This is a genomic window from Ruminococcus intestinalis (assembly GCF_014288065.1).
Taxonomy (GTDB): domain Bacteria; phylum Bacillota; class Clostridia; order Oscillospirales; family Acutalibacteraceae; genus Ruminococcoides; species Ruminococcoides intestinale_A.
Genome location: NZ_JACOPS010000001.1, coordinates 601,801 through 626,148, shown reverse-complemented (window position 1 = coordinate 626,148; position 24,348 = coordinate 601,801). Strand labels below are relative to the sequence as shown.

The 24,348-nt window shown below is 33.9% G+C and carries 20 protein-coding genes and 3 tRNA genes; 11 read left to right on the top strand and 12 right to left on the bottom strand.

Going from position 1 to position 24,348, the window contains the following annotated elements; genetic code table 11:
• The first annotated feature begins 85 nt into the window (after positions 1-85).
• The 6 genes from H8R91_RS03140 (at position 86) to H8R91_RS03115 (ending at position 2,510) form a co-directional block, all read left to right on the top strand.
• Positions 86-676 (top strand): cyclase family protein, encoded by a 591-nt coding sequence (locus H8R91_RS03140; protein WP_186934829.1) that lies wholly within the window; start codon positions 86-88, stop codon positions 674-676.
• Position 677: 1 nt separating this feature from the next.
• Positions 678-1,337, top strand: a complete 660-nt coding sequence (locus H8R91_RS03135; protein WP_022235119.1) for an HAD family hydrolase — start codon at positions 678-680, stop codon at positions 1,335-1,337.
• A 9-nt stretch (positions 1,338-1,346) separates the two neighbouring features.
• Positions 1,347-1,973 (top strand): epoxyqueuosine reductase QueH, encoded by a 627-nt coding sequence (locus tag H8R91_RS03130; protein ID WP_186934828.1) that lies wholly within the window; start codon positions 1,347-1,349, stop codon positions 1,971-1,973.
• A 104-nt stretch (positions 1,974-2,077) separates the two neighbouring features.
• Positions 2,078-2,166: transfer RNA gene (locus tag H8R91_RS03125), tRNA-Ser, on the top strand.
• Positions 2,167-2,299: 133 nt separating this feature from the next.
• Positions 2,300-2,388: transfer RNA gene (locus H8R91_RS03120), tRNA-Ser, on the top strand.
• 32 nt (positions 2,389-2,420) lie between these two features.
• Positions 2,421-2,510, top strand: a tRNA-Ser gene (locus H8R91_RS03115).
• A gap of 455 nt (positions 2,511-2,965) precedes the next feature.
• Here H8R91_RS03115 and H8R91_RS03110 read toward each other — a convergent pair.
• The 10 genes from H8R91_RS03110 to H8R91_RS03065 form a co-directional block, all read right to left on the bottom strand.
• The gene (locus H8R91_RS03110; RefSeq protein WP_186934827.1) at positions 2,966-3,499 is read right to left on the bottom strand and encodes a hypothetical protein; all 534 of its coding nucleotides are present in this window, start codon (positions 3,497-3,499) and stop codon (positions 2,966-2,968) included.
• A gap of 177 nt (positions 3,500-3,676) precedes the next feature.
• Positions 3,677-4,729: a hypothetical protein gene (locus tag H8R91_RS03105; protein WP_186934826.1), complete on the bottom strand. Its 1,053-nt coding sequence runs from the start codon at positions 4,727-4,729 to the stop codon at positions 3,677-3,679.
• 305 nt (positions 4,730-5,034) lie between these two features.
• The gene (locus H8R91_RS03100) at positions 5,035-5,547 is read right to left on the bottom strand and encodes a hypothetical protein (protein WP_186934825.1); all 513 of its coding nucleotides are present in this window, start codon (positions 5,545-5,547) and stop codon (positions 5,035-5,037) included.
• 142 nt (positions 5,548-5,689) lie between these two features.
• Positions 5,690-6,235 carry a hypothetical protein gene (locus H8R91_RS03095; RefSeq protein WP_186934824.1) on the bottom strand — a complete coding sequence of 182 codons (546 nt, stop codon included), beginning with the start codon at positions 6,233-6,235 and terminating at the stop codon, positions 5,690-5,692.
• Positions 6,236-6,341: 106 nt separating this feature from the next.
• Entirely contained in the window at positions 6,342-7,409 is a 1,068-nt protein-coding gene (locus tag H8R91_RS03090; RefSeq protein ID WP_186934823.1) for a hypothetical protein, read from the bottom strand.
• Positions 7,410-7,802: 393 nt separating this feature from the next.
• Positions 7,803-8,153, bottom strand: a complete 351-nt coding sequence (locus H8R91_RS03085) for a hypothetical protein (protein ID WP_186934822.1) — start codon at positions 8,151-8,153, stop codon at positions 7,803-7,805.
• 204 nt (positions 8,154-8,357) lie between these two features.
• A complete protein-coding gene (locus tag H8R91_RS03080; protein ID WP_186934821.1) occupies positions 8,358-8,618 on the bottom strand; it encodes a helix-turn-helix domain-containing protein in 261 nt (86 codons plus the stop codon).
• Positions 8,619-8,660: 42 nt separating this feature from the next.
• On the bottom strand, positions 8,661-8,819 hold the full coding sequence (locus H8R91_RS03075) for a hypothetical protein (RefSeq protein ID WP_186934820.1): 159 nt from the start codon (positions 8,817-8,819) through the stop codon (positions 8,661-8,663).
• Positions 8,820-9,065: 246 nt separating this feature from the next.
• Positions 9,066-9,611, bottom strand: coding sequence for a hypothetical protein (locus H8R91_RS03070; protein ID WP_186934819.1), 546 nt, complete (start codon positions 9,609-9,611; stop codon positions 9,066-9,068).
• Positions 9,612-9,623: 12 nt separating this feature from the next.
• A complete protein-coding gene (locus H8R91_RS03065; protein WP_186934818.1) occupies positions 9,624-15,986 on the bottom strand; it encodes an RHS repeat domain-containing protein in 6,363 nt (2,120 codons plus the stop codon).
• A gap of 718 nt (positions 15,987-16,704) precedes the next feature.
• On the opposite strand from H8R91_RS03065, the gene H8R91_RS03060 reads away from it, so the two are divergent.
• Both H8R91_RS03060 and H8R91_RS03055 read left to right on the top strand, forming a co-directional pair.
• The gene (locus H8R91_RS03060; RefSeq protein WP_186934817.1) at positions 16,705-19,821 is read left to right on the top strand and encodes an alpha-amylase family glycosyl hydrolase; all 3,117 of its coding nucleotides are present in this window, start codon (positions 16,705-16,707) and stop codon (positions 19,819-19,821) included.
• 673 nt (positions 19,822-20,494) lie between these two features.
• Entirely contained in the window at positions 20,495-21,250 is a 756-nt protein-coding gene (locus H8R91_RS03055) for a carboxymuconolactone decarboxylase family protein (RefSeq protein WP_186934816.1), read from the top strand.
• A 131-nt stretch (positions 21,251-21,381) separates the two neighbouring features.
• On the opposite strand, the gene H8R91_RS03050 is transcribed toward H8R91_RS03055, so the two are convergent.
• Together H8R91_RS03050 and H8R91_RS03045 are read right to left on the bottom strand one after the other, a co-directional pair.
• Positions 21,382-21,831, bottom strand: coding sequence for a nucleoside deaminase (locus H8R91_RS03050; protein WP_186934815.1), 450 nt, complete (start codon positions 21,829-21,831; stop codon positions 21,382-21,384).
• A complete protein-coding gene (locus H8R91_RS03045) occupies positions 21,828-22,901 on the bottom strand; it encodes a CPBP family intramembrane glutamic endopeptidase (protein ID WP_186934814.1) in 1,074 nt (357 codons plus the stop codon). The genes H8R91_RS03050 and H8R91_RS03045 overlap by 4 nt, the downstream gene beginning before the upstream one ends.
• A 239-nt stretch (positions 22,902-23,140) precedes the next feature.
• On the opposite strand from H8R91_RS03045, the gene infC reads away from it, so the two are divergent.
• From infC to rplT, 3 genes are read left to right on the top strand one after another with little or no spacing between them, the layout of a single operon-like run.
• Positions 23,141-23,698 (top strand): translation initiation factor IF-3, encoded by a 558-nt coding sequence (gene infC / locus H8R91_RS03040; protein ID WP_436286324.1) that lies wholly within the window; start codon positions 23,141-23,143, stop codon positions 23,696-23,698.
• A 24-nt stretch (positions 23,699-23,722) separates the two neighbouring features.
• Entirely contained in the window at positions 23,723-23,920 is a 198-nt protein-coding gene (gene rpmI / locus H8R91_RS03035) for a 50S ribosomal protein L35 (protein ID WP_022234890.1), read from the top strand.
• 51 nt (positions 23,921-23,971) lie between these two features.
• Positions 23,972-24,322: a 50S ribosomal protein L20 gene (rplT, locus tag H8R91_RS03030; RefSeq protein WP_022234891.1), complete on the top strand. Its 351-nt coding sequence runs from the start codon at positions 23,972-23,974 to the stop codon at positions 24,320-24,322.
• The last annotated feature ends 26 nt before the right edge of the window (positions 24,323-24,348 follow it).

Sequence of the window (24,348 nt, the reverse complement as noted above, 5' to 3'; positions counted from 1 at the left end):
GTCGAAAGGCAGTCCCTTTTGTATTTGAATTTTTTGTAATTATATAGTATAATAGATGTATTAAGACAAAAAGTTGGTGCATAGCTTGATAATTCACGATATTTCAAGGGATATTCTCACAAGCAAGGTCTACGAGGGCGACCCGCAGACCGAGGTAAACAGAATAAAAAGTATTGAAAACGGCGATGATTACAATCTTTCTGCCATTAGTATGAGCACCCACACAGGCACTCATATTGACGCTCCTCTGCATTTTTCGAGCGACGGCAGTTCTATATCCAAAATGCGCCTTAATACCTTTACGGGCAAATGTACGGTAGTCACGGTCAACGGTATTCTTACGGGCGAAGATATGGACAAAATTCTTGCGCACAGCCGTAAGAAACTGCTTTTGCACGGCAACTGCAAGGCTTTTGTGTCTGCTTTTGCCGCCAGAGTGCTCGCTGACAGCGATGTGGTTATGATTGGCACGGACGCACAGTCAATCGCACCCGAATTTGACGAAAACGAAACGCACAAAATCCTTGCAAATGCAGGCATTGCGATTTTGGAAAACCTTGATTTATCGGATATAGCAGACGGCGACTATGAGCTTTTTGCATTTCCTATTAAGCTTGGCGGTCTGGAGGCGGCACCTTGCCGTGCAATTTTGTTTGAACAGGAAAGAGGTCTTTGATATGGTAAAAATGGTAGTATTTGATTTGGACGGCACACTTGTAAATTCTCTTGTTGACCTTGGTATTGCCACCAATGAGGGACTTAAGCAGGCAGGCTTGCCTGTACATCCTATGGAGAATTACAATCATTTTGTAGGCAACGGCAGAGAAATGCTTGTAAAGCGTGCAATGGGCGAGAAAAGCGAAGATAAGGCACTTTTTGATACGGTTATGAACGGATTTAACACTTACTACGGCGCTCACAGCAACGACCATACAGCCGAGTACAAGGGCTGTACCGAACTTTTGGAGCAGCTCGACAAAAACGGCATTATGACTGCCGTACTTTCAAACAAACCCGATGAATTTGTAGGCGCTATCCTTGCAAAAGTGTTCCCGAACCATAAGTTTACCGAGGCTTGGGGCAACAAAAAGGAATATAAGTGCAAACCCGACGGCGAGGCTTTAAACGCAATTTTGAGCAAGCACAATGTAAAGCAGAGCGAGTGTATTTATATCGGCGACAGCGATGTTGATGTGTTCACCGCAAAGAATGCAGGCGTAAGTATGCTTGGCGTTGAATGGGGATTCAGAGGCAGGAAAGAGCTTACGGAGGCAGGCGCTCCGCAGGTTGCCGCAACCGCCGACGAACTTTTGAATATGATTTTGGCACAGAAATAAGGACGAGCGATGAACAAGGTAAATTATCAGAAAATTCTTGACGGAATAATCTCAAATCTTCAAAAGACAAATACTGCTCCGACACTGCTTTTGCATGTCTGTTGTGCGCCTTGTTCAAGCTATTGTCTTGAGTATTTGTCGCAGTATTTTAAAATCACGGTTTTCTTTTATAATCCCAATATTTCCGAAAAGGCTGAATATCAGCACAGATTAAACGAAGAAAAACGCTTTATTTCCGAAATGAATTTTAAGTATCCCGTAAATATTATTGAGGGCGAATATTCTCCTTTAGAATATTTTTCTGCCGTAAAAGGTCTTGAAAACGAACCCGAGGGAGGGGAAAGGTGTAAAAAATGCTTTGAACTGCGCCTTGAAAAGACCGCCCGCATTGCCCGGAAAATGAATTTCGATTACTTTACAACCACTTTGACGATAAGTCCGCTGAAAAACGCACCGTTACTGAATCAAATAGGCGAGCGTTTCGCTGATGTTTACAATGTAAAGTGGTTAAACAGTGATTTTAAGAAAAAAGAGGGTTACAAACGCTCAATCGTACTTTCTGCCGAGCATAATTTGTACAGACAAAATTACTGCGGCTGTGTTTTTTCAAAGCGTGAGGCGGCGGAAAAAGAATAAATTTACAGAATTTTGAAAAAGTTTGAAAAAAATTCAAAAAAATCTTGACAAACGGCTGAAAAAATGGTATAAAATATATCGTTGCGTAAGATAATCGGCAATACGGAGAGATGTCCGAGTGGTTTAAGGAGCTAGTCTTGAAAACTAGTGATCCCGCAAGGGACCAAGGGTTCGAATCCCTTTCTCTCCGCCACTTGATTGCCGATTTTCTTATCGCTTTATATATACGGTTTAAAATATTTTATATAAAAATTTATTTTAACTGTTGACAAATATATCACAAAGTGATATAATTAATATCGTTGAGTTGTGATAACATTCAATACGGAGAGATGTCCGAGTGGTTTAAGGAGCTAGTCTTGAAAACTAGTGATCCCGCAAGGGACCAAGGGTTCGAATCCCTTTCTCTCCGCCATTTATTCAATATTTTTTGTAGTTTAACTACACGGAGGATTACTCAAGTGGTTAAGAGGCTCCCCTGCTAAGGGAGTAGGTCGCTAACGCGGCGCGAGGGTTCAAATCCCTTGTCCTCCGCCAAAGGATAGTCTGAGGTTTTATACTTCAGACTATCCTTTTTATTTACTAATAAAAGTTTTTTGGCGTTCAGTAAAAACTTTCCTCGACAATGAACAGATGTAGGTGAATAACGCTTTCATACTCTACAGTCTATGTCACACTATCTCCCAACAGGGTGATTGTTTTATGCGAACTTTCACAAGTTGGCTCGAATGGAGTCTTTTTATCTCTATTCCTTCACACTTTTGACAGGCTCACATTATTTTGTATTGTATCACACTTTTAGACTTTATGTAGAAAAGTCGGGTTTTAATTATTATCATAGTATTAAAGGCTGTTACAAAATTTGTAGCAGCCTTTTCTTAGTTAAATTTTTGATTTTAAGTTGTAATTTTTGCTAATTAATTGGAATTTGCTTTAAACAATATTCCTTATAACAACTATTATCCGCTGATATTAATCTACTGTTCTATGACTTATAAGTTTCCAAAACTTGCAAATGAAAATAGGAAATAATACGGTGCAGTTGTAATAGTTAAAATAAAAACCGAATAGAATTTTTTTGGCTTGCTTAATTCGGATTTTCTGAACACGAAAAAGTAATACATAATACAGCTTGCTATGAGAGAAACCGCAATCAAGGCAAGAATAATGTAAAAGCCCTCAGCAAATGCTTGATTGTTAACGCCCAAGTATGAATATTCAGGATAAATGGCATAGAAGAACAGACAGAAGTAATACTGCAGAAATGTCATATCATCAATTTGAATTACAGAGATATTTGTAGTTTTGCTTAAAATTATTAAAACTAAAGAAACAATGCCAATCGCTGATAAGTCAGCCACAATGCCAAATATATAGGTATCTCTCTTCATCTGAGAAGTTATGTATTCATCGCCAAACTTAACCGAAAGGAGGTATGTAACATAGCCGGAAATTATAAGCTTGCCTAAAAATATTAATCCAAAGAAAAATAAAAATACTGTTACTACCATAAATGTAATATTCATTAAATCACCTACTTAATTTGATTTTAGCTTTTCGTAAACATAATTAGGAATAAATCTATTTTTACTTTCATTAAGTATATTTCTTCGATGTTCATAGTAGCTATAAAAATTCCCCCTCAATAAAGTTTGCATTGATACCTGTACGCAATTATAATCAAAAAGATTATAATCAAGACATTATGGAATCGGTATCTGAGTAAGTTCATAGCCTACAGTTAAATCTTTTACATACAGAATAGACTTAGGAATAAAATAATTAATCTTATAACAATAAACATAATTATCAGTCACTAAAATATCATCAAACTCGCATTTTTCTGATAATTTTTTTGTTTCACCCGTTTCTAAATTTTCAATATACAAACCATTATCCTGACTTCTTATTGTCTTGTCATAAATAACAGTTGTTTTTCTCTCTCTCAAGCTGTAAGTAACATATTTTCCTTGAAAACAGCTATGGTCTACACTCCAAATGGTATTATTAAAATAATAATTAAAATATTCATTCTGATATTTTTCACCATTAAAAGTATAAAAAAGCACTTCAGTATTCTCTCCCCGACCCGGATAAACAATTATTTGCTCTTTGATTAAATCTATATAAACATCATCAAAATCATGAAAATCTAAAGAGTCGGAATGTAGTTTAAAATCTGATATTAATTTATTATTTTCATCATAAATATTTATTTTCCGAAAATGATTATCATTATAATACACTAATAAATATTTATCGGCAAAAACTAATGAATTTATATCTTCATACGGAACATCGTTTATTATACAAGTATCTTCATTTAAAATATTATAGCAATAAATCTGATTATTCTTAGTATAATAAACGCAATTATTTCCTAATTCTGATATATCATAATTATTAGCTATCAGATGTTCACTTTTCTTTCCATTATCGTATATTGTTAGTCCATGATCATCATAAATAACATAATTACCTTTTGCTTCAGCTGCATATTTAGAAATATCAGAAAGTTCTTTGCATTTATAACTATGCTTGCTCTCACCTAATTTATATATATCAAATTCGTAATTGTTTGGATTTTTTATAGTGATCATTCCGTCAGAATAAACCATATATTCGGATTTATAAAAGCTATGATCTGAATCCGGTTTAAAATTATCACCTGAATTATAAAAAGTTAGCAATAAAATTATTATTATAAGAGATAATATAACCGAAATCAACAATAATTTCTTTTTGTACTTTTTCATAAAATCACCCACCTATATTTATTACCACGAATGATTTCTAAAGCTTTATCTATCTTGCACCGAATTTGTTTTCCGGTTTTTATATATACTGCTAATTCACTAAAGACTATATTTGGCACCATTCCCAAAGGTTTAAACTTTCATCAATACCATTTTTTGGAAGCATAAACCATCATTAGTGTAAATATATCTTCTTCATCATAACCTTGTTTTCCTCTGCTCTTAGTAAGATAATTATGTTCAACTATTCGTGAAAAACCTCCGGTTATCAAATTGTATTTATAAAAAGGATTTTATTATATATATCAATTATAAAATAAAGTAGGAGAAATCAGGAAATAGTATGGAGCAGTCATTAACACAAAAATAATCAGAGTACAGATTTTTTGCTTTTTTGTTAGATCCGGATTTCTGAATATTGTGAAATAATCAAAAAACAAGCTGATTAGAGCTGATATTATAATTGTCACTAAAATAAAAAGAAAAGAACCTTTAAACATACTTTGGCTGGAGTAAAAAGGTGCGTTAAAAAATGAAAAAACATTAAGATTAAAACACTCAAAATAGTCTTCTAAATCTGTAAAGTAATAGCTTGGGGACTCAATTATGTTCTGAATAAAGCCAATCACAATCATACTAAAAGATGCTATTAGATCAGCAAACACTCCATTGCGGTAAAGTTTTCTCCTGATTTCTTTATCAATTATTTTTTCTCTAAACAAAGCGTTATCCACACATTTCGCCAACAGTACCATAAAATATTTTGGCAAAAGCAAAACTATGAGAAAAACCGGTAATATATATAAAATTATATCCATAGTAAAATCACCTTTCGTTATTTAATTTCTTTTAATTCACCGAATATATTGTTTGGAATGAATTCTAAAAAGTAAATTTTAGATTATTGGCATTTGACCAAGAATACATTTTTGTTAACTTTTTATAATCACAATTACAATATTAAATTTTTGCTAATGGATCAACTAATGGTCCGAATGAAATCATAAAATAATACGGAGCTGTAGTAATAGCCAATATACCCAAAGAACATATTTTTTGCATTTTGCTTAAATTAGATTTTTTAAATATAAACAAGTAATTAATTAGTAATCCTATCAAAGCCGAAAGAATAATTAAGTATAATAGAGGCTGAACAGAATAAATATACCAATCAACATCAGAAGCAATGGTTGAGTAATCAGGATATACTGCAATATAAAAAATATAAAAAATACAATTATATATGGTTATATCGTCAAATTTCAAAAAACTATCATACCCCAACAGATTTTGAATAATCAAAATAAGTGGTAGAATAACAACAGATAATAAGTCAGATATAAAGCCACAAATTATAGTCTTCTTTTTCATTTCTTTTGTAAAGTTGCTTTTACACAAAGTATTTGAAAGTATTTCTGAAGTTATAAAACAAGTTACACATTTAATAGCAATAGAAATGGCTAAAAATAAAAAGCAAATCATAACAGACATAAAAACATAATTCATTAAAAACACCTCTTAACATTAGCTTGCTTTTATAATTCGTTGTAGATATAATTAGGTACACAAGCCTTTTCTTAGTTGAATTTTTGATTTTAAGTTGTAATTTTTGCTAACTAATTGGAATTTGCTTTAAAATATATCCCTTATACCGAGCGTTATCCATTCCTCGTGGCAGTAAATAGTCTTTTCTGTAGCAATAAAGATAATTTTCTGTTGCAAGCAAATCGTCAAATACACATTCATCAGAAAGCTTCTTTTTAGTTCCGGTTTCTATATCGACCTCCCACAAACCGTTATTTTCATCCTCAACGGTTGTTCTTACTATATTCCACTCTGACTTTTCAGCCGAAAAATAAATTTTATTATTATTGTAAGTAACTGATTGAACATAATTATGTAAGGCTGCTCGTGATATTTCTCCGGTTTTTAAATTGTATTTTAAGAAAGTACATTCTTCAGAAGTGTTTATCAGATCTTTGCAGCAATATAAAAAGTAATCATTAATAATAGCCGGCTCGTCCAAGTTACTCAATGTACTATGTTCGAAGTGTGATTTCTGCAAATATGTATCCACATCATATTGAAAAATTTCATATTTGTATTCATTTTTTGTAATAACATTAAGTGTATTGCTGTTTATAGAAATATAGAATATTTCACCGATATAATCTATTTCTTTCCTGTCGTTTATATTCTTAGCATCAACAATTACAAGTTTCTTTTTGTCAACTGAATATAAAACCCTGTCGCCATCAAAGAAAAGGATTTGGCTTTGTTCATCTAATTTTTGCTTTTCTTGTGTTGCGTGATTTTCCATATACAAACTGCCGTCATCGCAATAAACTTCAATATTCTCTATTCTTTGCGAAGTAATTGAAGTTGAAACATTTTCTTTTCTGTCAGAATAATAAATATCAGCCCTAAAATACATAGGGTCTTTTACATATAAATTGCCGTCCTTATATACCATATAATCATCTGACATAGGAAACCTTTTACCGTTATAAATACGCATACTGTTACAACCGTATTCATAGCTGTTATAATACGAAGTATCGCTATCTTGTTTAAGGTCAACTTTTTCTTTGCTCAAAACAAAAAAAGCAATAACCAAAAGCAAAGCAGATAATATAATTAAACATATGAGTAACGGCGATAATTTCTTTTTTACTTTCATAATATCACTTTCTCCTTAGAAATTTACAAATACAGTAATCATTATGTATTAATTACTCTGAAACTTTTAATATATCAAATTCATAACAGCTACAATTTAATTTATTCTGCCAAAACACAGATAAGGCTGTATTCGTAATAATCAGTTTCAAAAAACTACCTACTAACATTGCAAAACACATCGCAAAAAACCAATATAATTCATAAAAACACCTCTTAACATTAGCTTGTTTTTTTCAATTCGTTGTAGATATAATTAGGTACACAAGCATTTTCTTAGTTAAATTTTTGATTTTAAGTTGTAATTTTTGCTTGCGTACTATTTCATAACACTCTATTTTGAGTGCGTTGTATTAATTAAGTCATCAACATATTTATTTTGATTGATAAAAAATTACTCAATTTTGTTCAGATAATATCTGTTGCCTGTTTCTTGGTCAGTTAAAATCAGTTGCCTGTTTTCTGAATTATATTGATACCTAAATACTGCGAGATAGTTATTATAATCATCAGGTTCAACAAACCGAATTTTGTCATCAGGTCCGGTTAGATTTTCTGCTTGATAAATCGTACCGTTAATTTCAATTTTATCTCCTTCTATTTCTTCGCTGAGATACTCAAGTCTTATATATGGCGTTTCACAAAGATAAACACCGACCGGAATTTTATCGGCAAACGAACAACCGGAAAAGAGGTAGAATATTGATGTGACAGCTATAAGTATTGTTGTTATAGTTTTTTTCATATAATCACCTAATTCCTATTATTGATTTAAATATTATAAGGTTTTTAAAAATATGACTATTTTTAATCTCAGCTTAATTCTACCATACAAAAGATAAATAAGCAACAACAATTAATTATTTTGCATAAATTCATCTTATTACACTACGTATTATTGTTTTAATTGTGCAATATTTTAGGCTGCTACAAATTTTGTAACAGCCTTTTAAAATCTTATTTTATCTTTCACAAGTTCATTTATCTTTTTTACTGTTTTCTTATCTTGAAACTGCAAAAACAGATGATCATAGCTTACATCTAATTTTTTCACAAGTCTTTTTATATTATCAATGCTCGGTTCGGATTTTGCTGTTTCCCACTTCGTATATGTTGTTCGGTCAATATGCAATTTTTTGCTCATATCTGTTTGAGTGAATCCGCAGCGTTTTCTTGCAAGATTAAGGTTATAAGCAAACGACATATCCATTTTTCTACTCCTTTCTTTATATAGTTCCTGCCTATTGAAATATCATTCATCTATTATCGCTTGTATAAATTTTATGGTTTCAGCTTTATTTCTTTCCAATCCTATATCAAATAGCATATCAAAAGCGTATTTAAACACCATTTTATCGTTTTCGGTATAGTCATAATTGAGAGTTAATTTATATAATTTTTCGATTTTCATTTTACAGCACTTCTTTCTTTTTGATTTTTAGTTTATGATTATATAGTATCACACTTTTAGACTTTATGTAGAAAAATCGGGTTTTAATTATTATCATAGTATTAAAGGCTGCTACAAATTTTGTAACAGCCTTTAGTTGATTTTTTAATTTTAAGTTGTAATTTTTGCTAATTAATTGGAATTTGCTTTAAACTATATTCCTTATACCAACTATTATCCGCTGATATTAATCTACTGTTCTATGACTTATAGCAAAGCCAGAGGGTCTACAAAACTTGCAAATGAAAATAGAAAATAATACGGTGCAGTTGTAATAGTTAAAATAAAAACCGAATAGAATTTTTTTGGCTTGCTTAATTCGGATTTTCTGAACACGAAAAAGTAATACATAATACAGCTTGCTATGAGAGAAACCGCAATCAAGGCAAGAATAATGTAAAAGCCCTCAGCAAATGCTTGATTGTTAACGCCCAAGTATGAATATTCAGGATAAATGGCATAGAAGAACAGACAGAAGTAATACTGCAGAAATGTTATATCATCAATTTGAATTACAGAGATATTTGTAGTATTGCTTAAAATTATTAAAACCGAAGAAACAATGCCAATCGCTGCTAAGTCAGCCACAATGCCAAATATATAGGTATCTCTCTTCATCTGAGAAGTTATGTATTCATCGCCAAACTTAACCGAAAGGAGGTATGTAACATAGCCGGAAATTATAAGCTTGCCTAAAAATATTAATCCAAAGAAAAATAAAAATACTGTTACTACCATAAATGTAATATTCATTAAATCACCTACTTAATTTGATTTTAGCTTTTCGTAAACATAATTAGGAATACGTTTATCTTTATTTTCATTAAGTATATTTCTTAGATGTTCATAGTAGCTATAAAATTTTCCCTTCAATAAAGTTTCCATTGATACTTGTACACAATTATATCCATCTAAATCATATTCTCTATTTAATTCGTAATTAGTTGTATGTAAATCATTAAGCCATTCATTGCCAGTCCTATAATCACGCGCTCTTTCACAAACATCAAAAATTACTATGCGTTTACCGTTTTCGTAGCAAGTAAATTTTAGATTATTGGCATTTGACCAAGAATACATTTTCATTACCTTTTCATAAGCATATTTAAACGATTTGGCAAAATTACCACCTATATACAACCAATCTGTTACTTTTTCATCGTTACATTTAGTATAATAAGATTTTTCAATTGAATTTGTTGCATAAACATAGTAATTATGATGTTGACGTGGGTCAAAGCCGCATAGATAAGACGATAACTCCATATAACTTCCAAAATCATCTTTTCCACAAGGTCTAAGTATTACGTGTTTTGGTCCCCAATAAAAGTACCACCAATTATTCGCCGAATCTTGCAACAACAAAGAGGTATGTCCAAATTTGACAGAAAAATGCGAACCAAGAGAATTTAAATCAAGGTCGAAGTAATCACATAATTCCAATCTTATTGTTCCTGGTAAAAATGCTGTATCAAATAATCTAACCGCATTACCAAATTGTACCATATAAGCGTCTGTACCCTCAGGGTCAATCTGATTTACCCAGTTATTGTTGCAGTATGCAAACATATTTGTTCCAAAGATATTTGATTGAGTGTCACAATACATATCTGCATTTAAAAATCTGCCTGTAACCGGGTCATAGTAACGGCTCTTGAGATAATACAAACCGGTTTCACTGTCATACACATATCCTCGATAACGGAACGGATTTATATTTGCGAGATCACAGTCCGAGGTATCTGTTTGTGATATGATTTTACCGAATACATCATATGTATAAGTTACAACAGTTTTACCTGAACTATCTACAATTTTCTCTATATCACCTTGCAAATTTTTTACATAATAATACTTATTACCATAACGGGACATTGCTATAACATTTCCATTTGAGTCATAATGGAAGAAAAGAACAATACCTGAGGCGTCCATTCCTGTAAGGTTTTTGTTATTATCGTAATAATAATTGATTCGTTCATCATTATACTTTTTCTGTGTTCTCAATCCCTCGCTGTCATACTGCATAGTAATAGTATTACTTCCTGTGCTGACAGTTTTCAAGTTTCTTCCCTTTTCCCAAGCAAATGACATTCCGTCACGATAAGAAAGAGGATTACCTGATTCGTCATAAGTAATGTTCGTTCCGTTATATTCAGTTAGCTTATCTTTCCAATTCGTATCAGAGTAAGTATATGTTTTTACTGAAATCAAATCAGACGGAATCCAACCGTTTTGTTTTAATTTGTAAATATTAATCTTTGTAATATTACCTGAATTATCATAATTAAATCGTGCGAAAATGCCTGTTGTACTGTCTGCATAATTAGTAATCTGATTTAATCCGTCATAACCGTACTGAGCAATTTTTGTACCATTTCGTTTTACATCGGTGATATTGCCATTTCCATCGTACGAGTATTCATAATTAACTAAGCTATTATTTTTATATTTTTGAGTAATCTTACTTACAAGAGATGTTGTTGAATTTGCAGAATTTCCGCTTGTGTACTCATAGTTTGTAATGAATACGGCATTTTTTTGTGTATCTTCTGTTTCCACAGAGGTAACTCTCTCAAATTCATCAGATTTTCTGCTAACAGATACTCCATCGCTTTCTACAAAGGGAGCTCCGTTATCAACACCGCTCGTAATTGTTCTTTCAAAACCGGCAATATTAGTTTTCTCGACTTTTTCGCCATTTTCATTAACCCCGAGAAAGTATAGAACAATATCATCTTCCGTCTGGCAATAATTACCTGACACAGCACCTGTAAAATCATAGTAGTACATTGTTGTGCGTTTTGCCGAATAGTCAACAACCTTTGCTACTTTACCTTTCTTGTTATAAATGAACTCTGCTATTACGCCGTTTTCACCTTTTAATTGAGTAATTCTATTAAAGTTATCATAACAATATTCAACATAATCGCCGTTAGCAAAATCAGTTTTTTGTAGCTCACCATTATTTTTTAAATAAGTGTTAGTAGTAAGAGCTGCATTTCCAACATTTGTTGATAACAAATTTCCATAATCATCATAACTAAAATCATAGTTGAATCCGTTATGAGTAATAGTAACAATACTTCCTTTTTCGTCATACGAATATTCATTTCTGACTTCTTCACTACTTACACTTGCCATACTGTTGTCTTTATTATAAGTGTAACTTGTTTGATTTTCTTCGCCATCTTCAGCAGAAGTTACATTACCATTAACATCATATGAATAATAAACTGTGTTTCCAGCCTGATTAGTTTTAGCTGTAGCATAGTTACCGCTTGTATCATATGTCATATTATTTTGAATATATGTATTATTGTAATTAGGCGATTCCGACAAAGCTTCACAGTAAAAATATCCATCATATTCAATGTCAGAATTTCCTGTATTTCCTTTTTCGGTAGAACTATCTTCAACAGTATCACTTTCAAATTTAACCGGATAACTGATTATGTTGAGCATTGAATTGCTAATTTTCATAGTATTGCTATTATTGTTATAAACAAATGCAAAAGAAACATAATCGATAACTTTATCCATTAAATTTGGAGCAACCGTCATATTGACAGTTTGCTTTTGTGTTGTATATGCATTAAACTCTTGATAATGAGTTTCAGGAATTGAATTTCCATCATAGAAAATATTAAGAACAATGCCAAAAGTTCTTGTATCATTAGTAAGAGGAACAGATTTAGCTTGTGCCTCACCAACAAGATTGAAAGAAACATATGCTCTATCTACATTTATATTTTGGTAAATGTAAGAATTATTGTCATTACTTTCAGTTTCTCCTTCGCCTGAAGTCGCAATAGGCTGTGTGGTTTCTGTTTGACTTGTATTTGTTTCTTCAGTTGGCTCATCGAAATAATACTTCTTAACCTTTTTGTCAACAGTACCGTGAAACTCACTTATCACATTACCATAATCATCATATTCATAAATATAAGAATTAGGCACAGCAACATCAACTATTTTTACTGATGTTGATTCTTCAATTTCTTTATTTTCACTTTGCATAGTTTCAGATACCGATGTAGGTTCAACAAACACGCCCTCTTTGCCGCCTAATGAAACAACCCCTTCTTTAGTAGAAATTGATTTTTTATCATTTGTAAACCAATAATCATTGCTTTCAAAATTGCTGTTTTGCAAAGCATTAAAATCATTAGCACAATTGCCTTCCTCAAGCTGCAAGCAGTCAAACCAAGCTGTACCGGTTGCATTTTTAACACTACACTTTATACGCATTGTTCTTGTGCTTTCAGGAACAGTTACAGTAACACTTATGCGTTGCCAATCTTCTGTTTCTGATATACCTATGCTTGTTTTGGAGTCAAGCAAATTTGCAAAAAAATCATAAAACTCAACCTCAAGCAAAGCTCCAAATGCTTCATCTAATGTTTTCCATTTAACATTCTTTGTTTTAACATAAGCGGAAAGAGTTAATTCTTTGCCTATATAATTTTCATCTGTTATACTTATATCGTGAAAAGCAGAAGTATAGAAAGAGGCGTTGTTTTCGCTAACAGGATTACTTATTTTAATTGAATTTGAACCGAAATATTGAAAAGTACCATCTTCTTTACTCGGTTTTGAAGAATCAATTTCACAAATACCGTCTTTGCTTTGTACTCCGTTAATCTTACCATTAGATTTAGTATAATATTTATTTGTACCTATTGTACTAAATTCATATGATTCCGTCAAGATATTCTTAGTAAAAGAATCAGCTCCACTTGTGTTCTGCAATCCTGACGAATGATTGCTTTCAAGATATCCGTTTGCATTTAATACCGACATCAAAACGCCTTTATTGTCAAAGGTATATGTCGTCTTTAATCCGTTGCGATCTTCAAAAATAGTTGTGTTGTCATTGCTGTAAGTAATATTAAGATAATTACCTTCAGAATTATTTTTTCCGTATTCGGTTATTTTTGTTACTTGTCCTTTTTCATTGTATATAAAGCAGTGTTTACTTATAACAGCAGTATTTTCTAATGTGCGATTTTGAAGTTGTTCCTTTGTAATCTTATTATTTTTATCGTAGTAAAAAGCAGATGTCTTTTTATCAGGAAACACAAATGCACTTATTGTATCAATTTCAGATGAATTATAATAAATTGATATTTTCTCATTATCAGGTAAAGTAACTTGATTAATTCGTTTAGAACCGTCCGGTTTCCCTGTATAACCAAGTTGAATAATCCTTCCCGAACCGTCAGTAATTGATGATAAATAACCATTTGTGTAAGAATAAGTAACTGTATTACCGTTTTTATCCGTTTCACTTAGTATTTTACCGCCATTTGCAACTGTATCAAATGTTTGTGTTGTATTACCGTTTTCAACTATAATGCAGTCCTCTTTGACAGAGAGCGTAATACCTAATCCATCCTCATCAAGCCATTTTTCTTCACTACTACTCTTTTTCAAATAATGACTTGTTCCTTCAGTATCTATGTATATATAGTTGTATCCGGCATTTGAAAGATTTTTATTAGTTTCCTTTATACACTGTTCAAAAGAAAAATACCAACCGCAACCACTAATATCATTGTTTTTTATGCTGTTATATGTTGCCGATATAGTGACCGGCATTCTTGCACCTGTTCCTTCATATAATTTTTGAGAAACAACAAGATTTCCAAGATAATCGGATACCTTTGCTTGAGCATTATATCCGGCTGAAACAGTATGATATGAAAGATTACTTTCTGTGCCTGAATAATCCTTGTAAATTATTGTTATAGAAGGTGTTGCAGATGTTCTTGTAGATTCTTTTAGATTTGCAATTCTTGATTCTGCTGTATCAAGTCCTTCAATTACAAAACCGTCAACTTTATCTCCGTTATCGTACCATTCTTTAGTAAGCTTTGTGAGATCAAAAGTAAATTTACTGTTATCGTTATATGACAAAGAGTCATAATCTAAAATATCGGATTCATATGAAACTACGCCATTTTCAATTCCGTTAAGTTTATGTGCATTGATTATTATTGGGCTATCTGTTTCATTTGCAAATAAAGAACTACCGTTTTTTATCTCAAAATTATATTTTGCACTTATTATTTTTTCTCCTTCATCAAGTTCGGGTAATTTTAATAAATTTGCAACAATATAATGATCATTTGAAATATAATACGGACCGTGGTTAAGTGTGCTGTTACCGTAAACCTCGTTTAAATATAATTCACTTGAAAATTTATTTGTGAGTTCCGGATCAATTGTAATTGGATAACTCCTATTTGATGAATGAACATAATCATAATCAGCAGTAAGCCTAATATTCAGATTGACTCCATTTTGATTTAATATTTCAAGCTTTAACTGAGAACTTGCTTCTCCTTTTTCATCAACCATATAGGGTGCATTAATCATATACACCGGTGTATTATCTTTATTATATAATGTGATTGTATAATCGTCAGTTTGTTTTGCAGTAAGCTTTTTTGTTTTATAAGAAATATAAAATTCATTTTGAACATCAGAATTTTTTAAGATAATATTTTCTTTGACACCTGTTGTAGTTACAAAATATTGCAAATCAACATTTTTATAAACATTTTCGTATGTTACTTGAGATGTAATATTTTCAACTGAAGTAAATTTATCATTTTCATTTAAATCAACATCATTATTATCAATTATGATATTACTTTTATTGGTGTTTTCATATCCCCAAGAAATAGAATATTCGTCATCAGAAATATTTATCATATTCTGTGGCTTAGCCTTTTTCGACAATTTGATATTAAGATTACTGCTTTTATTAGTGTAATCAGTATCATAGTCAGCTGAATACAATGCATTTTCCGCAACAAGTGTATTATTATATTCTGCCCATTCATTATTATCGTTTTTATAATGAATAGGTTCAGTATATTCAGCTAACATTTTTGACCCATCATCAAGTAAAAATAGTTTTGTATTTTCAGTACGCTCTTCTTCTAATTCCATTACAATATTTGCAACTTTTTCTCCGTTACCCTGAATATCATCAAACGAAGAATATTTGATATTTTTATCAGATAAATTTGTTGCAAATGCTTGTGACGGCAACATAAAAGCTGTAATTGATGAAAGAAATATCGAAACTATCCTTTTTGTTATTATTGCTTTTTTCATTTAAATTCCTCCTCATTATTTTAAATATTATATGGGTTTTAAAAATGTGACTGTTTTTAACCTTAGCTTAATTCTACCATACAAAAGATAAATAAGCAACAACAATTAATTATATTGCACAAATTCGTCTTATTACACTATGTATTATTGTTTTAATTGTGCAATATTTTAGACTGCTACAAATTTTGTAACAGCCTTTTAAAATCTTATTTTATCTTTCACAATTTCATTTATCTTTTTTACTGTTTTCTTATCTTGAAACTGCAAAAACAGATGATCATAGCTTACATCTAATTTTTTCACAAGCCTTTTTATATTATCAATGCTATGCAAACTCTTTTAAATTTCATATTAATCCGTCCTTTCATTTATATATACCAAATAGTTATTAGTTTACTGTAATCTCGGCTTTGTAGGTTTTACCATCTATTTCTGCCCTGCACTTCGGTTGAAAATGTACGGAGAGTAAAATAAGAATACAAACAGACAAGAAATAACTGCCACGAGAAACTTGCGGCGTGAGCCGAATTTTTTGTCCGATTCAAATAAAAATAAATTTATTTACTATGCTTGTTTCTTGCGTATATAATAAAGCGTTTCTTTGTCATAATAACTAAAAATACTGCGGCTAATTTGTTAAAATAAAACATATATTTTTGTGGAGTATTTTGGTATAATTAAAAGGAAATCAAATACTTGGAAAGGACGGATTTCGTTTATGAGTAAACTTAAAAAGCTGACAAGCATTGTGCTTGCGGCAACTATCGTTTCTTCTGCATCTGCAATGGCATTGACCGCATCCGCAGCTGAAAATGATAATGCGGTTTCCGCAGCGGACAATAATCTGCAAAGAAATGTTCAGGACGGCGTAATTTTACACGCTTTTAACTGGTCATACAAAACAATTAAGGAAAACCTGCCTGCAATTGCAGCAGCCGGTTATTCTACAGTTCAGACTTCACCTGTTCAGCAGCCGAAAGACTACTCAACATCAAGAGATGTTACAGGTCAGTGGTGGAAACTTTATCAGCCTGTAAGCCTTTCTGTAGCTAAAAACGCATGGTTCGGTACAAAAGACGAACTCAAAGACCTTTGTACAGAGGCTGAAAAGTACGGTGTAAAAATTATTTGCGACATTGTTTCTAACCATATGGGCAATGAAAGCGAAGATACACCTAATGTTGTAAGCTCACAGGTTAAAACATATGATCCTGAAATTTACGACAATGCAAGTGCTTTCTTCCGTAACAACGATATTGTTGCATCAGACAGCAGTGTAAAAAATGTAGTTCAGGGACATGTTACTTCCTGCCCTGACCTCAACACAAACAGCAAAGTTGTTCAGGATAAGGTTATCTCACTCCTTAAGGAATGTATCGACTGCGGTGTTGACGGTTTCCGTTTTGATGCGGCGAAACACATTGAAACTCCCGATGACGGTGAATATGCTTCTGATTATTGGAAGAACATTACAGAGTCTGCAGGCTCATATTACAAAGCAAAAACAGGCGACAATCTTTATATTTACGGTGAGATTCTTAACAACTGCGGTTCCGGCAGAAGTTACAGTTCTTACACAAAGTACATTAATGTAACAGATAACAAAACAGGTGACTCCGTACTCGCAAATGTGGTAAAAGGCAAGGCATCAAATGCCGCAAACTCAAGCTACAAGTCAGGCGTTGCCGCATCCGATGTAGTTCTTTGGGCAGAGTCGCACGATACATACGAGGGCGAGTCGGGTTCAGGCGGTATCAGCAATACCGCTAAAGTATCTGACGAAAACATCACTAAAGCATGGGCTATCATAGCCGCAAGAAAAGACGCTACTTCTCTTTACTTTGCCCGTCCGGGTGCATCGTTAATGGGTGAGGCAGCAGGCGATATAACTTATAAGAGCACAGCTGTTTCTGAAATTAATAAGTTCCATAACCTCTTTGTTGGTCAGAGTGAAAAACTCGGTGCCGTTGACAATGTAGCTTATGTTGCAAGAGGCACAAGCGGTGTAGTTCTTGCTAACTGCGACGGCAACGAAAAGTCTGTAAGTATTTCAGGCACAGGCCTTGCAAACGGTACTTACACAGATACAATTTCAGGCGCTAAATTCACTGTAGCTAACGGCGTTCTTACAGGTAATATCGGTTCAACAGGTGTAGCTGTTGTTTACAACGGCACAACAACTCCGAGAAATACTTGTTCTGTAGAGAGCGGTGATTTCAAGGGTGACACAATTACACTCAACCTCGGTCTTGACAACGCAGCATCAGGTACATACTGCATTGACAATTCTAAGCCTGTAGCTTACACAGGTGACATTGCAATCAGAGTAGGTTCAGACTACGCTTACGGCGAAACAATCAACCTTACTCTTACAGCAACAGACGGCAAAAATACAACAACCACTACTTACAAATATACCAAGCAGAAATCTGCAAGTTCAGGTGTGTATGTATTCTTTGCTTCTGAAAAAAGAGAAACAAGCTCAAAATGGAAAGCTCCTTACTATGTTTACATCTATGACGAAGAATCTTCAAAGGAAGAAACTTATAAGGCATCAAACTGGCCGGGTACAAAGATGAACTATGATAAGGCAACAGGTTATTACTATGCAGAAGTTCCTACAACCTGTATTGCAACAGATGCAGATGAAAACGAGTCTGAGTCAAATTTTGACCTTGCACACTCTCCAAACACAAGAGTTATCTTCTGCGACAGCTCAAATGTAAACTCTGCTCCTCGTCAGTATCCGTCGGAAAAAGGCCTTAAATTAAAAGGAACTTCTAGAATTTTCGGTCTTACAAAGACAACTTCATGGGAAGAAACAACACTTGTACCTACTGTTGAATCACAGCCTGCAACTGAAGTTACAAGAGGCGACAAAACATATAAATACGGTGATGTAAACACAGACGGAAAATTTAATGTTCAGGATGTAACCTCACTCCAGTTTATTGTTGCAGAGTCCGTAAAGCCTTCACAGCTTATATATGCATTGAGCGATGTTACAGCTGACGGTGTTGTAGATATCAGAGATGTAACAATGATCCAGAGATATATTTCCGGTATTAGAGAGGACACAGGCAAAACAGGCGAAGTTTATAAGGCTGAACAACCTACACAGCCTACACAGCCTGCAAAACCTACAGAGGCAACCAAGCCTTCTACACAGCCGACAACTGCTCCCGCACCTTCTACTTACACACTTTACTTAAAGACACAGCTTCCTTGGATGACATCAATGGGTACAAATCTCTATGCTTTTGATAACAATACAAAGAAGTCTTATCTGCTTGAGCAGGATACCGACGATTATCCGAATGTATTTAAGGCAGAGGTAGCAAACACACTTACAAGTGTTACTTTCTACAGAGCATTAGATATGGTTGACGAAATGACAAAGGCGTCAAGTTCAGGCCCTGTATACAACGCTTGGACAGCAACTGTAAGCAGCACAAACAATTGCTACAACCTTGAAAGCGTTGATGAAGCAACAGACAAAGCAACAGCAACAGTCGGTCCGTATGTAAAAGAAGAGGCTCCCGAATGGACACTTGATGTAGTATATTTTGATAATTCAAAAACAAAGTGGGGAGAAGTTTATATTTACGGTTGGGGCAACGGTCTTTCCGAAGAGGCATATAAAATGACTCAAATTGAGGGCACAGACATCTGGAAATACGAACTTCCCGAACCTATTTATCCGGGTACAGAAAGTTTCCTTTTTAAGAATACAGAAAGCACTTGGGTTAAAAAGACTAAGAATGTAAAGGTTGTAGAAGGTAAAAATCTTTATGACGGAAAAGCACAGGCTTGGTCAGGCACTTACGAAGAGTGATTTTAAAGTTTAAATTCTCATTTTGCGGGCATACCAAAAGTATGCTCGCTTTTTTTATGTAAAAATTTTGATTTTTTATCAAAAGTTGTGGTAAATTATTGTTTGGCTGATTGCTTTATCAAGCAATTATAAAAGTTTGGTCGACCTTTTCAAAGTTCATGGGTGTGGGCAAAGCCCACAAATACTTTCCGCTTACGCAATCTGACGATAGCCAAACAGCTTGCTGTTTGGCGGCTTAAACGCAACGGCATTAGCCTTTAAAAATGCGATAGCAACAAGAAAGCCATTCAATAAAGAATAAATAAGCAAATTTTCTCTAAAAGGCTACCGCCTGTTTTTTTAAACTCGGTGCAAGCACGCAAACAGCATGGCTTTTTGTGCCTGATAAATTTTCATATCGGAAGATTTTTATGCGCACTGCCCAAACCCGCAATTTTTGAAAAAATTGAGTAAACTTTTTTGCTTTTGGGAGGATTATTTAGCATTAGCTAAATTTCAATCACCGACCGACACTCCGCTAAACCATAATTTTCCAATATTAAAAAACAGAACCAAAAATTTTTATTTATCTCTTGACTTAAAGTCAGCTTTAAGTATTATAATACTGATAAAGAAGTGATAATTTTATATCACGGTAAAATAATACTTTTATTTTAAACTTGGAGGTATGATTATGGCTGTAAAACAAACCGCAGGCAGAGATTCGCTCGGAAAATTTGCACCTAAATTTGCAGAACTTAATGACGATGTACTTTTCGGTGAAGTATGGTCAAGAGAAGATAAACTTTCACTTCGTGACCGCTCACTCGTAACAGTAACCGCACTTATGGCACAGGGATTAACCGACTCATCCTTTAAATATCACCTTATGTCAGCAAAAAAGAACGGTATTACAAAAACGGAAATTGCAGAAATTCTCACACACGCCGCATTCTATGCCGGCTGGCCAAAGGCTTGGGCAGCATTCAGAATGGCTACCGAAGTATGGGCTGATGATGCGGAAGATTTGAGCGAAAAGGAAAAATATCAGCAGTCAATTCTTTTCCCGATTGGCGCACCTAATGACGCATTTGCAAAATATTTTATCGGTCAGAGCTATCTTGCACCGTTGTCTACAGCACAGGTCGGTATTTATAATGTAACTTTCGAGCCGAAGTGCCGTAATAATTGGCATATTCATAATGCTGAAAATGGCGGCGGACAGATACTTGTTTGCGTAGGCGGCAGAGGATATTATCAGGAATGGGGCAAAGAGGCTGTTGAGTTAAACCCGGGTGATGTAATAAATATTCCTACAGGCATTAAGCATTGGCACGGTGCGGCACCCGACAGTTGGTTCTCACACCTTGCAGTAGAAGTTCCGGGTACAAATACATCAAACGAATGGCTTGAACCTGTAAGTGATGAAGATTATTCTAAATTAAAATAATTATTATTTAATTATGGTTTAGCAAACTGCTTTATCAAGTAATTAAAACCGTTTTACTAAGAACCTAAAAAACCGATAAGCTGAAAATCGCTTATCGGTTTTGCTTTTGTTATTATATTTTCCAAATAAAACTATCTCAACCGCTTGAAAAAACTTTTTAGAAGGTCGGCGCACTCTTCCTGCATAATACCGCCTTTACAATTCGGTTTGAAATTATACGGCATTTCAAAAAGATTTGTTATAGTACCGCAAGAACCGTTTTTGAAATCGTACGCACCGAAATACACATTCGGAATATGAGCGTTTATAATTGCGCCTGCGCACATCGGACAAGGCTCAAGGGTTACATATATATCGCAGTTCCAAAGCCGCCAACCGCCGAGCACCTTACAGGCATTGTTAATTGCGTCGGTTTCTGCGTGCAAAAGTGCGTTCTTTTCTTTTTCTCGTCTGTTCCTGCCTGTAGCAACGATTTCGCCATTACGCACAATCACCGCACCGACAGGCACTTCGTCATCTTGAAAAGCCTCTCTTGCAAGCTCAAGCGCCTTTTCCATATACTTTATATTAAATTCACTCATAGCGCTACAGAAGCAATGATAGTTTCAAGAATCAAGATAACAACTATTGTAGCTGTACCTGCACTTGTAAAGAAACATTTTATCTTTTCTTTAAGTGAGAGAGAAACAACATTCGAGGTATCGCTTATGCTAAGGAAATTTTTATCCTTTTTCATTATATAAAGGAAAGCCAAAACTCCGAACACAAGCATTGCGGTAAATATTGAATAGTATATTATATAGAAAGAACGGGTGGTAACAATGTTCTGACTTTGCAAAATATCCATAATTACCGAGTAGAAGTTATTTATAAAGTGAATAATTATTGACGGAATAATTGAGTTTGCCTTGCAGTCAATATAAGCAAAAATAAGTCCGAGTATAAACGCAAACGGAATCTGAATAATATTTCCGTGCATTGCGCCGAACATGACGGCAGATACAATTATTGCAAATGAATTTCCGTATTTTCTAAGCGAACCCATTAAAATACCTCGAAAAGCAAATTCCTCGGCAAATGCAGGGGTAACGGCTATGGCAACAACATATAAAATATTTTCAAATACAGACCTTGATGACATATTCATATTCAGACTGTATTCAATGCCGATTAACGAAAAGTTGGAACTTACAAGGTCGGCGGCAACATTTGAAACCATTGAAACGCCCATACCCATAAGTACGAGGGCGATAAGCATAGCGGGTTTTACGGATTTAACCGACAGGCAGTCTGAAATATGCGTTTTGCTTAGTTTTAAATATATCAGTCCGGTGATTGTCGCCGAGGCGGCTGCTGCGAAAATCTGCATATAATAAAAAACAGGATCGGAAGTCAATTTACTTATTATATACTGCGTTAAAGTTTCGGTATCGAAATTAGAAATATCCGTATTCAGCATCGTAGACACGGTTAATAAAAATGTTATACCGACTACAATGATATTCATTGATAAAAAATAGGTAAGAATATAAAAGCCCAATCCGCTTGATTTTTTTTGCAAAGTCTTTAAATCGTGCGCTTTTTTGATTTCCTGCGGACTTTGCATATGATTTTGATAATAAGGATAGGGCTGATAATTTGCGTATTGCATTTTCATCACTCCAATGGTATAATTTTAGCATAGTAACACATATATTTCAAGAAATATTTTCCGATAATGAAAAAATAATGAAAAATCCCTTGACTTTTCAGGTAATCGGTTATATAATGTGTAAGTACAATAAAGCAAAGCAGAAATGCTTTCACCTGTGGGGTGTCGTCTGCACGGGTCAATACCTTAAACATAATAGTTTATTTGTATTGCAATGCGGACGGTGTATTTCTGTCCGCATTATTTTTTTTGAAAAGGTACTTTGGAGGTGCTTAACCATCAGCAAGAAAGATATTCAGATTAACGAGGAAATCCGTGATAAAGAGCTTAGAGTAATCAGCTCGGACGGAAAGCAGCTCGGTATTATGTCATCAAAGGAAGCTCTCGCACTTGCAGAACAAAAAAATCTTGACCTTGTTAAGATTGCTCCGCAGAGCGTTCCGCCTGTATGTAAAATTATGGACTACGGCAAATACCGTTTTGAGCAGGCTAAAAGGGAAAAGGAAGCAAGAAAAAATCAGCATGTTGTTGATATTAAGGAAGTTAGACTCTCTTTAAACATTGATACACACGACTTCAACACCAAACTTAACAATGCTACTAAGTTTATTAAGCACGGCGATAAAGTTAAGGTATCTATCCGTTTTAGAGGAAGAGAAATGGGACATCCTGAAATCGGTCTTGAAACTATGAACCGCTTTGCTGAAGCTTGTGCAGAGTTTGCCTCGGTAGAAAAGCCTGCAAAGCTTGAAGGTCGCAATATGCTTATGTTTCTTGCACCAAAGTCCAATAAGTAATCACAGCTAAGGAGGATATTTATTATGCCTAAAATTAAAACTCACAGTGGTGCTAAAAAGCGTTTTAAACTTTCTAAGAACGGTAATGTAATCCGTGCACACGCAAACAAGAGCCACATTCTTAACAAGAAAACAACAAAGCGTAAGAGAGGTTTACGCCAGACTGCTGTTACAGATAAGACAAATGTAGCTCAGATCAAGCGTTTAATTCCTTATAAATAATTTATCGCTTGTACTGCTTTTTATTTAAATAATAATCGGAGGTAATATATAATGGCACGTGTAAAGGGTGCGATGATGACTCGCAAAAGAAGAAAAAAGGTATTAAAGCTTGCCAAGGGCTACTGGGGTTCTAAATCAAGACATTTCAAAATGGCTAAACAGGCTGTTATGAAATCCGGCAACTATGCATATATCGGCCGTAAGCAGAGAAAGAGAGATTTCCGTCGTCTTTGGATTACTCGTATTTCTGCAGCTTGCAAGGCAAACGGCACAAACTATTCAACATTTATGAATGGTCTTAAAAAAGCCGGCATTACATTGAACCGTAAGATGCTTTCAGAGATTGCTATTGCTGATCCTAAGGCTTTTACAGCTCTTGTTGAGCAGGCTAAAAACGCTTAATTTAAACTGTAATTGCGTTTGGGTAA

What these genes read in the sequence shown, in the direction of transcription:
- H8R91_RS03135 (WP_022235119.1), top strand. Translation starts at nt 678, where the DNA reads ATGGTAAAAATGGTAGTATTTGATTTGGACGGCACACTTGTAAATTCT.
- H8R91_RS03130 (WP_186934828.1), top strand. Translation starts at nt 1,347, where the DNA reads ATGAACAAGGTAAATTATCAGAAAATTCTTGACGGAATAATCTCAAAT.
- H8R91_RS03110 (WP_186934827.1), bottom strand. Translation starts at nt 3,499, where the DNA reads ATGAATATTACATTTATGGTAGTAACAGTATTTTTATTTTTCTTTGGA.
- H8R91_RS03105 (WP_186934826.1), bottom strand. Translation starts at nt 4,729, where the DNA reads ATGAAAAAGTACAAAAAGAAATTATTGTTGATTTCGGTTATATTATCT.
- H8R91_RS03100 (WP_186934825.1), bottom strand. Translation starts at nt 5,547, where the DNA reads ATGGATATAATTTTATATATATTACCGGTTTTTCTCATAGTTTTGCTT.
- H8R91_RS03095 (WP_186934824.1), bottom strand. Translation starts at nt 6,235, where the DNA reads ATGAATTATGTTTTTATGTCTGTTATGATTTGCTTTTTATTTTTAGCC.
- H8R91_RS03090 (WP_186934823.1), bottom strand. Translation starts at nt 7,409, where the DNA reads ATGAAAGTAAAAAAGAAATTATCGCCGTTACTCATATGTTTAATTATA.
- H8R91_RS03085 (WP_186934822.1), bottom strand. Translation starts at nt 8,153, where the DNA reads ATGAAAAAAACTATAACAACAATACTTATAGCTGTCACATCAATATTC.
- H8R91_RS03080 (WP_186934821.1), bottom strand. Translation starts at nt 8,618, where the DNA reads ATGGATATGTCGTTTGCTTATAACCTTAATCTTGCAAGAAAACGCTGC.
- H8R91_RS03075 (WP_186934820.1), bottom strand. Translation starts at nt 8,819, where the DNA reads ATGAAAATCGAAAAATTATATAAATTAACTCTCAATTATGACTATACC.
- H8R91_RS03070 (WP_186934819.1), bottom strand. Translation starts at nt 9,611, where the DNA reads ATGAATATTACATTTATGGTAGTAACAGTATTTTTATTTTTCTTTGGA.
- H8R91_RS03065 (WP_186934818.1), bottom strand. Translation starts at nt 15,986, where the DNA reads ATGAAAAAAGCAATAATAACAAAAAGGATAGTTTCGATATTTCTTTCA.
- H8R91_RS03060 (WP_186934817.1), top strand. Translation starts at nt 16,705, where the DNA reads ATGAGTAAACTTAAAAAGCTGACAAGCATTGTGCTTGCGGCAACTATC.
- H8R91_RS03055 (WP_186934816.1), top strand. Translation starts at nt 20,495, where the DNA reads ATGGCTGTAAAACAAACCGCAGGCAGAGATTCGCTCGGAAAATTTGCA.
- H8R91_RS03050 (WP_186934815.1), bottom strand. Translation starts at nt 21,831, where the DNA reads ATGAGTGAATTTAATATAAAGTATATGGAAAAGGCGCTTGAGCTTGCA.
- H8R91_RS03045 (WP_186934814.1), bottom strand. Translation starts at nt 22,901, where the DNA reads ATGCAATACGCAAATTATCAGCCCTATCCTTATTATCAAAATCATATG.
- rpmI (WP_022234890.1), top strand. Translation starts at nt 23,723, where the DNA reads ATGCCTAAAATTAAAACTCACAGTGGTGCTAAAAAGCGTTTTAAACTT.
- rplT (WP_022234891.1), top strand. Translation starts at nt 23,972, where the DNA reads ATGGCACGTGTAAAGGGTGCGATGATGACTCGCAAAAGAAGAAAAAAG.